The sequence below is a fragment of the Sphingomonas sp. CCH21-G11 genome (assembly GCF_001555965.1).
In the GTDB taxonomy this organism is placed as follows: Bacteria; Pseudomonadota; Alphaproteobacteria; order Sphingomonadales; family Sphingomonadaceae; genus Sphingomonas.
In genome coordinates, this window is the sequence record NZ_LSHX01000052.1 from 79,788 (window position 1) to 95,914 (window position 16,127).

Annotated in this window: 15 protein-coding genes; 2 read left to right on the plus strand and 13 right to left on the minus strand. The window is 63.0% G+C overall.

Annotated features, from left to right (window positions below):
- Nucleotides 1-17 precede the first annotated feature (17 nt).
- A complete protein-coding gene (locus tag AX676_RS14010; protein ID WP_066478918.1) occupies nucleotides 18-344 on the minus strand; it encodes a DUF736 domain-containing protein in 327 nt (108 codons plus the stop codon).
- A 755-nt stretch (nucleotides 345-1,099) separates the two neighbouring features.
- Complete coding sequence (locus AX676_RS17465; protein WP_082731411.1) at nucleotides 1,100-1,405, minus strand: ArsR/SmtB family transcription factor; 306 nt, start codon at nucleotides 1,403-1,405, stop codon at nucleotides 1,100-1,102.
- Between AX676_RS17465 and AX676_RS17910 the strand changes: the two genes are divergently transcribed.
- On the plus strand, nucleotides 1,390-1,551 hold the full coding sequence (locus tag AX676_RS17910; RefSeq protein WP_197417202.1) for a hypothetical protein: 162 nt from the start codon (nucleotides 1,390-1,392) through the stop codon (nucleotides 1,549-1,551). The genes AX676_RS17465 and AX676_RS17910 overlap by 16 nt on opposite strands.
- Before the next feature lie 299 nt (nucleotides 1,552-1,850).
- Here the strand turns inward: AX676_RS17910 and AX676_RS14015 are convergent, their stop codons facing one another.
- A complete protein-coding gene (locus AX676_RS14015; protein ID WP_066478920.1) occupies nucleotides 1,851-3,233 on the minus strand; it encodes an aldehyde dehydrogenase family protein in 1,383 nt (460 codons plus the stop codon).
- A 22-nt stretch (nucleotides 3,234-3,255) separates the two neighbouring features.
- Entirely contained in the window at nucleotides 3,256-4,911 is a 1,656-nt protein-coding gene (locus AX676_RS14020) for an acetolactate synthase large subunit (RefSeq protein WP_066478921.1), read from the minus strand.
- A 381-nt stretch (nucleotides 4,912-5,292) separates the two neighbouring features.
- On the opposite strand from AX676_RS14020, the gene AX676_RS14025 reads away from it, so the two are divergent.
- Nucleotides 5,293-5,904, plus strand: a complete 612-nt coding sequence (locus tag AX676_RS14025; protein ID WP_197417207.1) for a cation diffusion facilitator family transporter — start codon at nucleotides 5,293-5,295, stop codon at nucleotides 5,902-5,904.
- A gap of 94 nt (nucleotides 5,905-5,998) precedes the next feature.
- On the opposite strand, the gene AX676_RS14030 is transcribed toward AX676_RS14025, so the two are convergent.
- From AX676_RS14030 to AX676_RS14070, 9 genes are all read right to left on the minus strand, one after another.
- Entirely contained in the window at nucleotides 5,999-6,439 is a 441-nt protein-coding gene (locus AX676_RS14030; RefSeq protein WP_066478923.1) for a hypothetical protein, read from the minus strand.
- 151 nt (nucleotides 6,440-6,590) lie between these two features.
- Nucleotides 6,591-7,517, minus strand: coding sequence for a DUF2493 domain-containing protein (locus tag AX676_RS14035; protein WP_066478925.1), 927 nt, complete (start codon nucleotides 7,515-7,517; stop codon nucleotides 6,591-6,593).
- A gap of 306 nt (nucleotides 7,518-7,823) precedes the next feature.
- A complete protein-coding gene (locus tag AX676_RS14040) occupies nucleotides 7,824-8,861 on the minus strand; it encodes a DUF7146 domain-containing protein (protein ID WP_066478928.1) in 1,038 nt (345 codons plus the stop codon).
- Nucleotides 8,861-13,183 (minus strand): strawberry notch-like NTP hydrolase domain-containing protein, encoded by a 4,323-nt coding sequence (locus tag AX676_RS14045; protein WP_066478930.1) that lies wholly within the window; start codon nucleotides 13,181-13,183, stop codon nucleotides 8,861-8,863. The genes AX676_RS14040 and AX676_RS14045 overlap by 1 nt, the downstream gene beginning before the upstream one ends.
- Before the next feature lie 148 nt (nucleotides 13,184-13,331).
- A complete protein-coding gene (locus AX676_RS14050) occupies nucleotides 13,332-13,976 on the minus strand; it encodes an antitoxin of toxin-antitoxin stability system (RefSeq protein ID WP_066478931.1) in 645 nt (214 codons plus the stop codon).
- Nucleotides 13,969-14,385, minus strand: coding sequence for a hypothetical protein (locus AX676_RS17470; RefSeq protein ID WP_082731420.1), 417 nt, complete (start codon nucleotides 14,383-14,385; stop codon nucleotides 13,969-13,971). The genes AX676_RS14050 and AX676_RS17470 overlap by 8 nt, the downstream gene beginning before the upstream one ends.
- A 65-nt stretch (nucleotides 14,386-14,450) precedes the next feature.
- The gene (locus tag AX676_RS14060; RefSeq protein ID WP_066478932.1) at nucleotides 14,451-14,999 is read right to left on the minus strand and encodes a hypothetical protein; all 549 of its coding nucleotides are present in this window, start codon (nucleotides 14,997-14,999) and stop codon (nucleotides 14,451-14,453) included.
- A gap of 198 nt (nucleotides 15,000-15,197) precedes the next feature.
- Nucleotides 15,198-15,362, minus strand: coding sequence for a hypothetical protein (locus AX676_RS14065; protein WP_015740132.1), 165 nt, complete (start codon nucleotides 15,360-15,362; stop codon nucleotides 15,198-15,200).
- Nucleotides 15,363-15,784: 422 nt separating this feature from the next.
- Nucleotides 15,785-16,090, minus strand: coding sequence for a hypothetical protein (locus AX676_RS14070; RefSeq protein WP_066478936.1), 306 nt, complete (start codon nucleotides 16,088-16,090; stop codon nucleotides 15,785-15,787).
- Between the last annotated feature and the right edge of the window lie 37 nt (nucleotides 16,091-16,127).

A 16,127-nucleotide genomic window follows, 5' to 3' on the forward strand; every position in this document is an offset into this window, starting at 1 on the left:
GGCCTTTGTGCCTCGCCTCAGTCGCCGCGGCGGCCGTTGGGGCGGGACCAGATGAGGGAGAAGGTTTCGCCGTCTTCTTCGTCGAAGAGGTTGGCGTAGATCGGAGCGTTGAAGCTCGGATCGTCCAGCTTGAGGCCCAGATAGTCGCGGCCCTCGTTGGAGCGCTTGGACCAGGCGGCGCCGATTTCGGCGCGGCCGACCAGAACGCGGTGGCTGGGGGCGTTCTCGCCGGTGGCGCGCAGGTCGGGGATGATGCGCACGCCCTTGGCCTGGACGCTGAGGGTGACGATTTCGCCGGTGAAGTCGTTCGAGCCGGTCTTCTTGAAGGTGCCGATGGTTGCCATTTTAAGTCTCCGTTTTCCGTTTCCGAGCCCGCACCATTGCGGCCTCTATGGCGATCGACCGGCCGGAGATGAACGCTGGCGCACCCCCTTTGGGGGCTGGACAGCACAGGAGAAACTTTCTTGTTCCGCGCGGAATGGCGGCTCTGCCGTCAGGGGAAGAAAGTTGTGACGACGCTGTTGCGCTAAAGCGGTCGAAGCGCATCGCGCTGTTCTTCGGCCAGATCAGGCCATTGAAGAGGCCGTTTGCAGCGGTCGAGACACGGGGGCTGAACGGAGACGTGGCAATCTTGAGGCCCATCATGATGACTAGACGGGTAATACCGGCCTTGCCTGTCACCCTGCGTCTCAGGCCATGCGCATCTCTCTTCCTGGCCTGTTCCTCCGGCATCGCCCAACCGGATTCTGGTCGGTCCACAAACGCTGGAGCTGACCGTTCTGCGCACTTACGGGCCGCGTCTGTGCCTCAAGCTTGCTGATCCGATGCTTGGTCGCTGTCTGCCACCATTTTCCTGAAGAAGATGGAAGATAATTCGCATCCGCTTCTGGTCGCCACCAACGGATCATTGCGGTTTAAGTGGATGCAAAGTTTCCGTCCACAGGTCCGGTTGCCGTCAAGCCCGCTACGGGTAGGAAAGCAATTATGGTATGACAGAGGCAATGACTGCTCTGCGGACAAAGGGTGCATTCGCTGCGGATGCGCAGATGGCTGCTTCAGGTTTGGCGCACCGATAGGACATTGCAGCAGGTCGCGCCGGTTAGTCCGTATAGCTTTGGCAGGCATCAACTCCGTTGGCTGTCGAGGCAAGTAGCTGATCTGCATCACGGATGAGATCGGCGACCCGCCTGTCCGCCAGACGATACCGAACGAAGCGGCCTTTGCTGCGGCGACTGACCAGCCCGCATTCCAGCAGACAGCGCAGATGGTTCGAGACGTTGGGCTGACCCAAACCCGTATGCCCGACGATTTCCTGCACGTTGCGTTCGTCCGACACCAGCGCATCGAGGATCGTCAGACGGCTGGGATCGCTTAGGCCCCGGAAGAGCTTTGCCCGCAGTTCCAGTGTATCGGGTGCGAGGAAAGAACAAAGCGATCCGCATCACCATTGAGGAAATGGGCGAGACGGTTGCGATGGGATCCGGAACCGAGCCGCGCGCCACCGCTGCCGCCGCACTGAAGGATCTCGAACACATCCTGATTGCGCGCTGATGCTCAACGATATGCTCTCCCTGCCTCGAGCGCGCAGGTGCAGCCATGCTGACGCAGTGGCTTTCGCAACTGAACCGATAAACACCTGGATCCGTTGCGCTCAGGAGCGTCAGTTCGATCCCAAGCGGAAGTCGTGTCGCTCCCGTCACCTGTCCGGCTTTTGCTCGGCGAGCGACGGCCCGGCTTGTCCCGCTCCGACGACTATGACGTCAAATCGCCTAACCAAATCCTGTGCCTCCTTCGTTTCGAGGTGGATGGCGTAGCCGCGTCTTCACGGCTTGAACGACAGCGCCCCGTATTCAGCTTTTGCGCATCAGGATCATCTTCTCCTGCGTCATGTCGCGCATGGTGTAGGGGATTCCGCCGGTGCCGTAGCCGGACTCCCTGCGGCCGGCGAACGGCATCCAGTCCGTACGGAAGGCGGTGGGATCGTTGATCATCACGGCCGAGGCATCGAGCCGATTGGCCGCGCGCATTGCGATGTCGATATCCTGCGCGAAGATGCTGGACTGGAAGGCAGTCGGCAACGCGTTGGCCTGACGGATGGCGTCGTCGAGATCGTCATAGCGATAGACCGCGACCACAGGACCGAAAACCTCATGCGTCGATATCTTCGCTTCGGCCGGGGGATCGAGCAGCACCGCCGGTTGCAACGTCGTCTCGGAAAGGCGCTTGCCGCCGGTCGCCAGCGTGGCGCCGCCGTCGACTGCTTCCTCGATCCATCTCGCGACCCTGTCCACCTCGCGCGGCAGAATTAGAGGCCCGACCTCCGTGTCTTTCAAGATGGGGTCGGCGGTCCGCAGTCTTTCGACGCGGGCGACGAGCTTCTGCGTAAAATCCTCGGCGATGTCGTCGTGGACGAAGATGCGCTGTGTGGACACGCAGACCTGCCCGGCATGGTAGTAGCCGCCCTTGACGATCGGCTCGATCACCTTGCCGAGATCGGCGCTGCGGTCGACGATGGCCGGCGCGGCGCCGCCATGCTCCAGTGCCGAACGCGCGCCATGTGGCAGCTTGGCATGCAGCGACCAGCCGACCCTGGTCGAACCAATGAAGCTCAGGAAGGCGATCCGCCCGTCGGTCGCCAGCTTTTCGGCCAGATCGTTGTCCTGCGTGATGAAGCTCTGGCACCAGGGTTCGGGCAGGCCTGCCTCGTGGGCAAGCGCCACGAAGTCGATGCAGGACAGCGGCGTCGTGATCGCCGGCTTGACGATGACCGGGCAGCCCACCGCGATGGCCGGCGCGACCTGATGGACGATCAGGTTCAGTGGATGATTGAAGGCCGAGATCGCCGCGACGACGCCGATGGGCTCCTTGGTCGTGAAGGCCCAGCGGTTCTCCGCTGCGGCAGAAAGGCCCATGGGTATTTCGCGTCCGGCGAAATTGCGCAGCTCGTCGACAGCGTTGTGGACCCCGTCGATGGCGCGGTTCGTCTCGACGATGGCATCGGGCAGCGGCTTGCCGCCCTCGCGCGCGATCTGCATGGCGAGATGATCGCGTTTTTCTTCCATCAGCGCGGCCAGCTTGCGCAGGACCGCAATGCGCTGGTGCGGTTCGAGCCAGCCGTCGCGATCCTTGAAGACACGCTCGGCGGCTTTCAGCTTGCGCTCCAGTGCGGTGGCGTCGTCGGTCTCGATCTCCGCGATCGGCGCACGATCGAATGCCTGCACGACCTTCAGCATTGCCGGTCTCCTTCCACCTCGATCACGCGCATTCCACATCGGGGGTGCGGTTGCGCAACTCATCGACCAGCACGCGCGTATTCTCGGAATAGTCGATCGGCACATCGACCAGATGGACGCCACCGCCTGCGAAGGCAGCCTCGAGCGTCGGCACGAGGTCCTCCACCGCCGTCACACGCGAACCCTTCGCGCCATAGGCTTCGGCATAGCGCACGAAATCGGGATTGCCGAAGCTCATGCCGAAATCCGGGAAGCCGTCGACGGCCTGTTTCCAGCGGATCATGCCATAGGCGCTGTCGTTGAGGATGACCACGACGAGGTTCAGCCCAAGCCGCACTGCGGTTTCCATCTCCTGCGAGTTCATCATGAAGCCGCCATCGCCGCACACCGCCATAACGCGGCGACCGGGATGGCACATCGCCGCCATCATCGCCGAGGGCAGGCCGGCGCCCATCGTGGCGAGCGCATTGTCGAGAAGCAGCGTGTTGGCGACATGGGTGCGGTAGTTGCGGGCGAACCAGATCTTGTACATTCCGTTGTCGAGGCAGACGATGCCGTCTTCGGGCATTACCTTACGAACGTCATGGACGAGCCGCTGCGGTGTGACCGGGAAGCGGTCTTCCTCGGCGCGGTCATTGATGCGGGCGAGAATTCGCTGACGCAGTTCGAGCATTCCGTCGTCGGACGAAAGTTTCCCTTCGAGCCGGTCGGCAAGCGCCTCGACCGCGGCCCCGATATCGCCGATCACCTCAAAATCCGGATGGTAGACCTGTTCGACTGTAGCGGATTGATAGCCGACATGGACGACCTTCGGTCCGCCCGCGCTTTTCATGAGGAAGGGCGGCTTCTCGACAGTGTCGTGACCGATGGCGACGATCAGGTCAGCACGGTCGACCGCCTCGTGCACGTAGTCGCCCTCCGAGAGCGCCGCGGTTCCCATATAAAGGTTGGAGCCGCCTGTGACGGCTCCTTTGCCCATCTGCGTATTGAAAAAGGGCAGGCGGGTCCGTGCAACGAAGGTCGAGAGCGGCTCAACCAGCGAAGGCCGGTTTCCCGCCGCGCCGATCATGACGAGCGGACGTTTTGCAGTGCGGATCATCTCGGCTGCACTGTCGAGCGCGGCGGGATGGGGCACCGGTCGCTCCAGCGCGTGGAGCGGAATGACGGAGACATTCTCGACCTCCGCGCCCGCGACATCTTCCGGCAGTTCGAGATGCACCGGCCCCGGCCGCTCTTCCATCGCGACCCTGAAAGCGTCGCGCACCGTCGCGGGGATGGCTGCCGGATTGACGATCTGACGCGTCATCTTGGTCAGCGGCTTCATCGACGCAACGATATCGACGATCTGGAAGCGGGCCTGCCTGGCGCTCATCACCGGCTTCTGGCCGGTGATGAGAATCATCGGCATCGCGCCGAGATGCGCATAGGCCGCGCCGGTCGAGAAATTGAGCGCGCCTGGTCCGAGCGTCGCCAGGCAGACGCCGGGCTTGCCCGTAAGCCGCCCATGCGTCGCGGCCATGAAGGCCGCAGCCTGCTCATGACGGGTCAGGACCAACTCGATACTGGAGGTGCGCAGCGACTCCAGGAGGTCGAGGTTCTCCTCGCCCGGCACGCCGAAGATGCGGTCGACGCCCTCGTTCTCCAACGCAGCGACAAACAGGTCCGAGCCCTTCGGCATGATTTCGATCCTTCCAGTGAATGATTCCAACAGGTGTCGATCATACCGAAAGATCGTCTTGAATGTTTGCGCTGTCATATCATTATCCACTGATACGTTAGCAGCGTACCTTTTCGCCCGCCACCACAAAAAGGATCGCACATGAGCCAGCCCGATAACAGCAAGTTGGCGACAGCCTCCTCCCCGATCCGAATGCGGGTGCAAGGCATGGACTGCGCGAAAGATGCCGCCGAGATCGAGCGCGCGGCCCGGTCTGCGGGCGTGGCCGAAGGCGACGTGAAAGTGTCCGCCGCCACCCACATCATGACATTGCGGATCGCGGACGGCGATCTGCCGAAAGTGCGGCCCGCGCTCGACGCGACCGGCTACGGTTTCGAGAAGATCGAGGACGGCGATACATCGTCCGATCCGGCCTACAAGGACCCGAGCTATCGCCGCGCGCTCTGGATCGTGGTCGCGCTCAATCTCGGATACGGCGTGGTCGAAATGTTCGGCGGGTTCTTGTCCGGTTCGCAGGCGCTGAAGGCAGACGCGCTCGATTTTCTGGGCGATGGTGCGATCACGTTTCTGGGCCTGCTCGCCATCGGCTGGAGCCTGACATGGCGGGCGCGGGCGGCGATGATCCAAGGCGTGTTTCTGGGCCTTCTGGGCCTTGGCGTTGTCGGCAGCACGCTCTGGCGTGTCCTCAACCAGACCACGCCAGAAGCCGGGTTGATGGGAGCCTTCGCGGTAGGTGCGCTGATCGTAAACATCCTCGCGGTGCTGCCGCTGCTAAAGCACCGCAAGGGTGATGCCAATATGCGAGCCGTCTGGCTGTTCTCTCGCAACGACGCCATCGGCAACCTCGCCGTGGTCATCGCCGCCGGGCTGGTCGCGTGGCTTGGCAGTGCATGGCCCGACCTGATCGTCGCGTTCGCGATCGCGGGGCTTTTCCTGCATTCGTCGTGGATGATCATCCGCGATGCCCGGAGTGACTTGGTGGAAGCTGACTAACTCCATCATGGTGCGACGCGCCGGACGAAAGCCGACATTCGCGCGCCCCGCAGCATCGGTGAGTCTGGGCTCAAAGTAACCGCCCAAGGCATTTTTACACGCGCGCGACGGCCTCGTTCTCCGGCCCGATCTCCGCCGTGCCTGCAACGCGCAGGAACGCCGTCACGCCCACCGCAATCGCCCCGATCACCGAGAAGATGAGCTGCCATGTCTCAGACGGCATCATGTGCTTGACGATACCAAGCGTGGCATAGAACCCGGCCATCCCCGCCGGAGCCACGAAGGCCAGAGCAATCAGCAGACGCGCCCAGATCGGGCGAATCAGCATGAGCAGGCCCTGACCGACGGCCAGTGTCAAACCGGCGGCGAGAAGACCGACGACGATGCCGCCGAGCCAGCCAGCTCCTGTGCCATAGGCCCAGATGCCTGCGTTCAGACCGATAAAGAACGGCAGGACGAAAACGGCGAGATTGAACAGCAACCAGCACATGGTGCCGATGGCCGCGATGGAAACGAGGATTCCGAGAACGATCATGGTGGTGTCTCCGTGCAAAAAGTTGGACGGTTGCGCCTTCCACCACCACCACAGCGCAGAACGACATATAGCATGAATATGCCTGTCTGGGCGGCACGGAATGATAGACGGGCGCTATCGTCATGCTCATGATGAGGTGGGAAGGCAGCGCTTACGTGCTGCCGGTCCCGAAGCGATAGACCGGGATGCCCATCTTGCGGGCCTTATCGGCCAGGTTGTCCTGAATGCCCGTGCCGGGGAAAATGATGACCCCGATTGGCATAATGCCGAGCATCTGGTCGTTGCGCTTGAAAGGTGCTGCCTTGGCATGTTTTGCCCAGTCGGGTTTGAAGGCGACCTGTGCGACCTTGCGGTTATTGGCCCAGGTGGCCGCGATGCGTTCCGCACCCTTGGGCGATCCGCCGTGCATGAGCACCATGTCCGGGTGCTTGGCGTGGACCTGATCGAGCTTGGCCCAGATCGTCCGGTGATCGGTGGTGTCACCGCCCGAGAAGGCGATTTTCGGTCCGGCGGGCAGCAGCACCTCGTTGTCAGCCCGGCGTTTTGCGGCGATGAAGTCGCGGCTGTCGATCATGGCCGAGGTCATCTGGCGATGGTTGACCCGTGAGCCGGAACGTTGCGACCAGGGCGTGCCGGTGGTGTGCAGATAGATGTCGGCGGCGGCATCGCGGAAGGTTTCCATGCTGTCGCGGCGCTCGATCAGGCTTTGGCCCGCGCCGATCAAGGTTTCGAGCTGGACGGATTTGACCTCGCTGCCGTCCTGTTCGCGCTGGAGGCGCTTTTGTGCCTGCTCGTTATCGTCGAGTTTCGTCTCAATCCGAAGGGCAGCGCGATGGAAGGTGTTGACGGTGGACCATAGGATCTCGTCGAGGTCGAAATCGAGGCTGGTGTCGGCCATGGTGGAAATCAGGGCGTCGAAGATATCGGAGACCGCGCCCTGGATGACATGATCTTCGGGTGTGATCCGGGGATCGGCCTCGTCTTCGGAGGGACGGTAGCCGTAGAGTTCGAGTTCTTCGATGGCATGGCCGGTCGGGGACGTGCTGTGATCGGGTTCGTAATCGTCATGCGCGTACATGGGATGCTTCCGTCAGTTGGACCGCGACCGTCGCGGCCTTCATGGCGAGACACGCCCACGGGCGCTCCGGTCTGGCAGCGCGAGCCTCTGGCGAGGGCCCTGATGGCAAAGCCCGGCTGATTTGTTTCGCGCTGTAAAGGCGGCTCTGCCGCCGACGGAAATCAGTCGGGCGACGCCATTGCCTGACCGGAGCGTTTGTGGGCCGCTCGCCCTCTCAGAAGGCCAAGGCGCGGTCCTCTGCTGATGACAGGATACAGCCTATGCGCATGACAGGATCGGAACGTCCCGATCACGGCCCCGTACCGGCTATGCGCTTGAAGCCATGAAGCGGCTGACGTCCTCGGGAGCGATTTGCACCCGGATCTCTGCCCGAACGGCATCCAGCCCGTGAGTTGTGAGATCTTCATTGAAGTCCCCCATCACGGGCGAGAGCGTGATGGTCTCGATTCCGGCATCAACCGCCCGGTTCACCAGGCGATCGCGTGCGCTGTCGCCTGCCGGATCGTTGTCGCGGACGATATAGAGCCTGCGCAGTTGCGGGGGGAACAGGATGGCGGCGAGGTGTCCGGCCGAGAGTGCGGAAACCATCGGCATAGTGGTCAGAACCTGACGCAGCGACAGAATGGTTTCGATACCTTCCCCCGCTGCCATAACATCCTGCACATCCCCGAAACGAACCGCATGTCCGCGCAGGTCGCCCATTGCCTTCCTCGGCGGATCGACAGGCGCCTTGCCGGAGCCGTCCGGGGCCAGCCATGTGCGGTGGGCGCCGGTGATCCTGCCATCGAGGTCGGTGACGGCGGCGATCATGGCGGGCCATGCTTGCGTCGGGCCATCGTCCTCGGGCCGCCAGTAGCAGTTGGGATGGAAGCGCAGATTTGCGCTCTGGCGTAAATCCGTAATGCCGCGTCCGCGTAAATACGCTTCTGCGGTACTGCCGATCAGCGGCTGCGTCATGCGCCAGAGGCGACGTGCGGCCTCGGATGATCCCGATGGTGCTGGCGTTCGGGACGGACCGGATGGCGGCTGCGGTTCAGGATGCGGCAGGCTGAGGAAACGCCGGGCTTCTTCGGCAACGTCTGCGAAGTCGATCAGACCGAGCGAGTCCCGGATCACGTCCAGCAGATCGCCATATTCCCCCGTGGCCGAGTCCTGCCATTTACCGGCAGCGCCTTTCACGCTGTCGTGCAGCCTGACGAACATGGATCGGCCAGCCGTGTTTCGGACATCGCCAACCTGCCAGTAATTGCCCTGTTTGCGACCATTCGAGAGATAGTGACGGCACACCGCCTCGGCCTGCCGGCCGAGACGCTGCGCCAGTTCGGAAGCGTTGAGACGCGACATTATGCGGCCTCCCGCTCACCGATGCGTTCAACCGGGAAGCGGTCAAGCAGTTTGCCGATGATCTCCGATCCCGTAGAATCGACGGGCACGAAGAAGCGCAGTTTCCACGAGATGATCTCGCTGAAGAGGCCATAGGCCCGCAGCCGGTCGCGCATCACGTCCGTAAAACCGGTCAGTTCGATCCGGTTGGTGCCCATGACCCGGACGCGGCGCAGTTGAAGCCCCTCGGCGAGATCAAGGATCGTGCGACCTTCGATCAGCGCGGCATAGGCGGAATGCGGTGTCAGGCTGCTGGTGACGCCACTGGTCGAGGCATTGGCAGCCCAGGCCGGCGAGACCCGGCGACCGATGACGCGTTCGCCTTCGTCGGTCTGGAGGCGATAGACGCGGGAGGAGTCCTGCGGCAGGCGCTTCCAGATTGGCAGAAGCAGCCCCGTCACCATATGCAGGATGCTGTCGGTGAACTCCGGCACCTCGGCCAGTTCCGTCTTCCAGGCCATCGTGAAGGCCGCACGGTCGGCCTCGATCCAGTGGGTCTCACCCATTGCCCGCACCGGAATGTTCATCGCCTCCATGGGCCGGATCAGCCGCACGCGCCGTTCGATCTCGCCATCATCCAGCATGACGCTGGTGGTCGGGATCTGCACGGCGGCACGACCGGATCGCTCGTTGATGAGCAATCTTGCGCGGGGATCATCCAGTTCAGCCAGGGCTGCATCGAGCGTGACCGGCTGATTGCGCTTGCGCTCTGTAAGCGTCAGGAGCCGGGTTTCCGCCCCTGTGCCCGGATGGGTGTGGATCACCTGCCGGTCGGTGACGATGAAGCTCTCCGCCTTCAGCGTTTCCAGCCCCATGTCATAGGTGCCGGATGCAATCGCCCCGTCGATACGCGCCTGCAGAAGCTGCTCGAAGGCCGAGAACAGGATGCCCTGCAACTCGATGGTCAGCGCCAGCAGGCGGTTGAGGAAGGTGGTGATCGGCGGAAGTTCGTCCTTCACACCGTTGCTGTCCATGAGCTTCAGCCCGGTGGCGGATTCAAACCGTTCGAGAGAGCAACCCTCGACCTTGCCGCGCACGATCAGCAGATAGAGCTGGCGCAACGCATCGCGGGCATAGGCGGATTCCAGATTGTCCTCGGGGCGGAACAGCCCCTGACCGCCGGTCTGGCGCTGGCCGCGCGTGATCGCGCCCAGCGTGTCGAGGCGGCGGGCGATGGTCGAGAGAAAGCGCTTCTCGGCTTTGACATCCGTGGCGATGGGCCGGAACAGCGGCGGCTGCGCCTGATTGGTCCGGTTGGTGCGGCCCAGCCCCTGAATGGCGGCATCGGCCTTCCAGCCCGGTTCCAGCAGGTAATGCACGCGCAGCCGCTGGTTTTTCGCCGAGAGTTCGGCGTGATAGCTGCGTCCCGTGCCACCGGCATCAGAGAAGACCAGAATGCGCTTCTGGTCATCCATGAAGGCCGAAGTCTCGGCAAGGTTGGCAGAGGGTGCACGGTTCTCGACCGCAAGGCGTGCCGATGCACCGTCGCCCTTGCGCACGATCCGGCGCGAACGCCCCGTAACCTCCGCCACCATATCCGTGCCGAAACGCTGCACGATCTGGTCGAGCGCACCGGGGACAGGCGGAAGCGAACCCAGCTGCTCCAGCATCTCGTCGCGCCGCGCTACAGCTTCGCGGCACTCAACCGGCTGACCGTCGCGGAAGACGGGGCGTGACGACAGGTTGCCTTCGCTTGTCGTGAAGGGTTCATAGAGCTGCACCGGAAAGGAATGCTGCAAATACGAGCCGACGTATTCCCTCGGAGTGACATCGACGGAAATATCGTTCCATTCCTCGGTCGGGATCTCGGACAGCCGCCGCTCCATCAGCGCTTCGCCGGTCGAGACAATCTGGATGACAGCGGCATGGCCCGCTTCCAGATCGGCCTCAATGGAGCGGATCAGGGTCGGTGTTTTCATGGAGGTCAGCAGATGGCCGAAGAAGCGCTGCTTGGTGCTTTCAAAGGCCGAACGGGCGGCGGATTTCGCCTGCCGGTTCAGCGTCCCCTCGCTGCCGGTGATGTTGGCGGCTTCCATGGCCGCATCCAGGTTCCCATGAATGACGGCGAAGGCGGCAGCATATGAATCGTAGATGTATCGCTGTTCGTCCATGAGCTGATGCTCGACCAGTTCATATTCGACGCCATCATAGGAGAGTGAGCGGGCGGTATAGAGGCCGAGGGATCGCAGATCGCGGGCCAGCACCTCCATGGCCGCAACGCCACCGGCTTCGATCGCCTCTACAAACTCGGCGCGGGTCTGGAACGGAAAATCCTCACCGCCCCAGAGGCCGAGGCGCTGCGCATAGGCGAGATTGTGGACGGTAGTGGCGCCGGTCGCCGAGACATAGACGACACGGGCATCGGGCAGCGCGTGCTGAAGCCGCAGGCCTGCACGTCCCTGCTGCGAAGCGGCGACATCGCCGCGTTCTCCTTTTCCGCCACCAGCATTCTGCATGGAATGGCTCTCGTCGAATATAATGGCTCCATCGAAATCGGAGCCCAACCATTCGACGATCTGCTTGACGCGGGAAACCTTCTCGCCCCGGTCGTCGGAGCGTAGCGTGGCATAGGTGGTAAAAAGGATGCCTTCCGACAGCGTGATCGGCTTGCCCTGCGGGAAGCGTGACAGAGGCGTGACAAGCAGCCGTTCCATGCCAAGCGCTGCCCAGTCGCGCTGCGCGTCCTCGATCAGCTTGTCGGATTTGGAGATCCAGATCGCCTTGCGCCGACCGCGCAGCCAGTTGTCGAGAATGATGGCGGCGGACTGGCGGCCTTTGCCAGCGCCGGTTCCGTCACCGAGCATGAAGCCCCGGCGAAAGCGGATCGATCCGGCAGCATCCTCGGGTGCAGCGCTCACATTGTCGAAATGCTCGTCCACGGTCCATGCACCCGCGAGATGATCGGCATGGGCTTCACCGGCATAGATCACCGTTTCAAGCTGGGCGTCCGACAGACGCGCGCAGATGTCAGCGGGCAGCATGGGCCGGTAGGAAGGCTTCGGCGGTGCGACCGAGGCCATGGCGGCGGATTGCACGAGTTTGGTCGGATGCGGCTGTGCGCCAGCGATGCGCAGCGATTGCAGCGCATATTCCTCATAGATGGCGTCGGACAGGCGAGCGCCTTCCGGCGGTGCCCAGTCCACGGTGTCATAGGCGAGTTCGACGCCCTCGGGATCGTTGGCCGGAGCAGCGGCAGGCCGCGCATCTGCCGAGCGGGCCAGATAGCCTCGCACGGTTTTCGGCGCGGTGGCCGAAGCGGAAACCACGATCTTCGGCAATGACACTGGCAGGCGCGGCGGAACCTGCGCCTCGATCCAGCCGATCAGCGTGGCAACATCGGGCGCGATCCCTAGCGATACCGGAAAAATGCCCGGATCGTCGGCGGGCAGTTTGTCGATAACGGTCAGCCGCGTGTCGATCGTGGTGCCGTGCTTTGCATAGACCGCGCCGTCGACGGCAGCGCTGAACACCACACGGCCACGCGCCTGCAAGCGGATGAAGGCGTCCCGCCATGCCGGAGCTTCGGGGCCAAAGCCTGCGCCGGTGATCGTCACCAGCCGACCGCCCGGTGCAAGACGGGCCAGCGCCGAGGCAACATGGCGGTAGGCGGCATCGGCGACACGCCCACTGACATTGGCCATGACCGAGAATGGCGGGTTCATCAGCACCACGGACGGGACGGCATCCGGGGCCAGATGATCGTCGATCTGGGCGGCGTCGAACCGGTTGACGGCAAAGGCCGGAAAGAGCTCGGCAAGCAGTTCAGCGCGGGTATCGGCCAGTTCGTTGAGGATCAGCGAGCCGCCGATGGTCTGCGCCAGGATCGCCAGAAGGCCGGTGCCAGCGGACGGTTCCAGCACCCTGTCATCAGGTGTGATCGCGGCGGCTGTCAGAGCGGCAAGGCCGAGGGGGATCGGCGTCGAAAATTGCTGGAAGTTCTGGCTTTCCTCGGAACGCCGGGTCTGCGTGGGCAATAGTCCCGCGATCTTTGCCAACACGGAAACCCGTGTAGCCGGAGACGCGGCTTTACGGAAAAGCGCCTTTCCGTATTTGCGCAGGAAGAGAACGGTAGCGACTTCGCAGGCCTCATAGGCCAGCTTCCAGTCCCAGGCGCCTGTGGCATCGGACGCGCCGAAGGCCGTTTCCATAGCGCCGCGCAATGTGACGGCATCGACGCGCTGACCGCGTTCGAGATAGGGGAGCAGATGATCGGCCGCAGCCAGGATCGCGGGCGCAGCCGCCAGCGGCGTGACCGGATCGGTCACGGGGAAAACCATGTTCATGTCGAGAACCTCAGGAGAGCAGAAATGGAAGAGCCGGGACAGCGCGCTCTCTTGACCGCCCGGACTCAACCCGTTCCGGCCCGCCTCTGACTCTCAAAGCGCAGCATGCAAAAAGCGCCCCGACCGGATGGCGGGGCGCTTGTCGTCATCAGCCGAAGCGGCGACCGGCTTCGGTGAAAGTGTATTCGTTGGCGGCGATGGTTTCATCGACCACTTCGTCCGAAGACAGATAGGCATATTCGCGCTCAAGCTGGCGGTAGAGCCAGCGGGCCAGATCGCGCAGCGCCTCGATGATCGTCTCCTCGGCATCGCCGGTCATGTCCTGGTATGTCGGACTATCGCGCTCGACCGAGATCGACATGCAGTATTCGTGATAATAATGGCCGCGATGGCTGGCATCGGCGCGAAGCTGGTAGAAGTTGCGGCGCTGGATCGCCTGAAGTGTATCGGCGATGCGGTGCAGCTCGGTGTCCTGCGGGGCGTATTCCCGGATCAGGCGCGGTGCATGTTTGCGGTAGGAATACCAGGATTCAAAGCAGGCACCGTCCCCCTGCGAAGAAAAGCCCCGGAACCAGATGCAGGGGTCTTGCCGTGTGCCGCCTCCCATCAACCGGATGGTGCGGGTCTTGAGGTTCAGCCCGAGGATTTCGGCGATACGCTGGAAATCTTCATAGACGGCATCGTACCAGTCATAGTCGAAGCCGCCCTCACGATACCAGGCGCGGGCCTTCTCCTTCGCCGCATCGGCCAATTCGCCCAGGCGATACACGGTGGTTTCGATGATCTCAGGCATAGGGATCTCTCCCTTCCAGAACCGAGGAAAGCCAGCCATCGGTATAGATCCAGTCCACTGTCTCGCCGGTGGCGAGATCAAGGGCATGCGCCCCACCACCAAATCCGTCGACGCGCGGTTTCGAGCAGCTATTTGCGTACTGGAAACCCCACAATCCACTCAGGCCAAATTCGGCAGCGCAGCGTTTGACGAATTGGATGACATGCTCAGGGTCACCCGTGACATCATCGCGCATCCAGAGTTGCGTACCGCCATGCTCTGGCTGGATGGAGAGCAGGAAGCCATCCGAGGGCGGATCTTCGGCGGCATTGTCATCCGCCAGAGCGTTGTAGAGATTGAGCGCGCGGGCAGCGTTTTCGGGGGTGCCTACGTCGAGGAGGCAGGAAAAGTGCGTGTAATAGTCGGCCATGACGGTCTCCGGACATGACATGGCCCGGCGTATGGCCGAGCCGAATGGGATGGAAAGGGTGAAGCTCAGGCGGCCTGCGGCAAGCGGAGCAGATCGGCCGAGGTTTCGCGCCAGAAGGGATCGACCAACCGGGCCTCCAGCGCAGCGGCGCGGTAACGCAGCCGTCTCGCATCACCGGGGTCCGAGGCCCGGAATGCCATACCGCGCAGGCGGCTGGCCTCGGTCACGATCCTGCGTGCCTCGGCATCGGATGCGACTGGCTGTTGCCAAAGGATAATGCCGGCGCGGATTTCACCGGCGAGGACCAGGCGCTGATCTCGGTCCTGAATGAGCATGATGCGCGGCTGAAAATACGGGAAGCTGTCCGGCCCCGTGCAAATATCACCGCGCGCGACGCGCAAGGCTGCGGCCTGGATGGCCTCTTCCGGTGACGGGCATTCCCCAAGCGGGATCACGCGGTCAATGCTGTTCGCCGCGTCTGCGGCGTCATAGCTGGCCACGCCGAGGCAAGAGATGCGCAGCGGCAGCTTTTGCGCTCGATAAAGCGCGGGCAGAACATCGACAGCCAGAATCTGACCGATGGAACGGAAGGTTTCGGAACGGACAAAGGTCATCGGGATCACTCCATGACGGGCGCCGGTGAGCCTCTCTCTCCGACCCTCAACCCGTCACGGCCGAACGGCCCGCACTCTTCCTCTCTGACCGGGGCAGCCCGGTTCCGCCGTCGGCGATGGGCAACCACCGCGACGCGCTGAAGGCCCGGTCGCGAGCTTGTCGCGGCTAGGCCGTCGGGGATGAGGCGCTGTCGCGCCTTACCCCCAAGGATCCAGCTCCAGCTTCACCATGTCGTCGTCGCCGTCGAACTCGGCGGCGGGACAAGCGGCGTGGGTGCCGTCCCCGGCCTGGAACACGACGATCTCGACCATCAGCGTGGCGGCGAGGCTGGCGGCGAAGGCGGTGGCATCTGCATAGGACATGGGTTCCGGCTCCTGTCTTTGGAGGCGGGGGACCATCCCCCGCGCGACAGGCGCCCGAAGTGTCTGACCGGATCTGCAATCACCCTCGGGCGTTCGGACTTTTTCCGAATCCCCGAGGGCGGCACGCTCGCGTAAGCCGACCCTTTACGGGTTGATTGTCAAAGAGACGGATCGGACCAAGGTTTGCGAATGGAAGCGGGGGTGGTGCTTTGCATCTGACAGGATGCCGGATACCCGCCCGCAGATGCTCTGCCGCGCCAGCCTTGCCGCCATGCGGGCATCAGGATCGTGTTCCCATCAGGCTGGAAATGGCCGTCGCTTGACCATGTGCAGGGATGGCCGGGTTTTGTAGTGAAGCTGGAGGTGGATCTGTGGGGTGAACAGCTATCATCCTCACGGCCCGACACCCCGCGATCGGGTCTTCAGGTCCAAAGCCCATCGGCGATCTCACGCGCGATCATAACGCGGGCATTCATCATCAGATCGTCGCCTGATGTGTCGACATGACCGAAGAAACGGGCACGAGCGCCATGAGCCGTCCAGTCGGCGTAGCGGCAATATTCACGCGCACTAAGCCGAAAAACCCGCATGTCTTCGGCCCAATGGGGCTTTGGCTCCACGACAACAGTGATGCCATCGCGGATTTCGGTCCACGGTAAGGTTCGATCCGACGGGGGATGTTCGCGGTCTTCCAGAAAAATCTGATCGATGTCGATGCTGATCGGCATGGCGGCTCTCCAAAGAAAAAGCCCGATCACAAGGACC

Coding starts and splice junctions, on each gene's coding strand:
- AX676_RS14040 (WP_066478928.1), bottom strand. CDS start 8,861: ATGTCGCGTCTCAACGCTTCCGAACTGGCGCAGCGTCTCGGCCGGCAG.
- AX676_RS14015 (WP_066478920.1), bottom strand. CDS start 3,233: ATGCTGAAGGTCGTGCAGGCATTCGATCGTGCGCCGATCGCGGAGATC.
- AX676_RS14065 (WP_015740132.1), bottom strand. CDS start 15,362: ATGTCCTATGCAGATGCCACCGCCTTCGCCGCCAGCCTCGCCGCCACG.
- AX676_RS14045 (WP_066478930.1), bottom strand. CDS start 13,183: ATGAACATGGTTTTCCCCGTGACCGATCCGGTCACGCCGCTGGCGGCT.
- AX676_RS14010 (WP_066478918.1), bottom strand. CDS start 344: ATGGCAACCATCGGCACCTTCAAGAAGACCGGCTCGAACGACTTCACC.
- AX676_RS17470 (WP_082731420.1), bottom strand. CDS start 14,385: ATGGCCGACTATTACACGCACTTTTCCTGCCTCCTCGACGTAGGCACC.
- AX676_RS14060 (WP_066478932.1), bottom strand. CDS start 14,999: ATGACCTTTGTCCGTTCCGAAACCTTCCGTTCCATCGGTCAGATTCTG.
- AX676_RS14050 (WP_066478931.1), bottom strand. CDS start 13,976: ATGCCTGAGATCATCGAAACCACCGTGTATCGCCTGGGCGAATTGGCC.
- AX676_RS14035 (WP_066478925.1), bottom strand. CDS start 7,517: ATGTACGCGCATGACGATTACGAACCCGATCACAGCACGTCCCCGACC.
- AX676_RS14030 (WP_066478923.1), bottom strand. CDS start 6,439: ATGATCGTTCTCGGAATCCTCGTTTCCATCGCGGCCATCGGCACCATG.
- AX676_RS14020 (WP_066478921.1), bottom strand. CDS start 4,911: ATGCCGAAGGGCTCGGACCTGTTTGTCGCTGCGTTGGAGAACGAGGGC.
- AX676_RS14070 (WP_066478936.1), bottom strand. CDS start 16,090: ATGCCGATCAGCATCGACATCGATCAGATTTTTCTGGAAGACCGCGAA.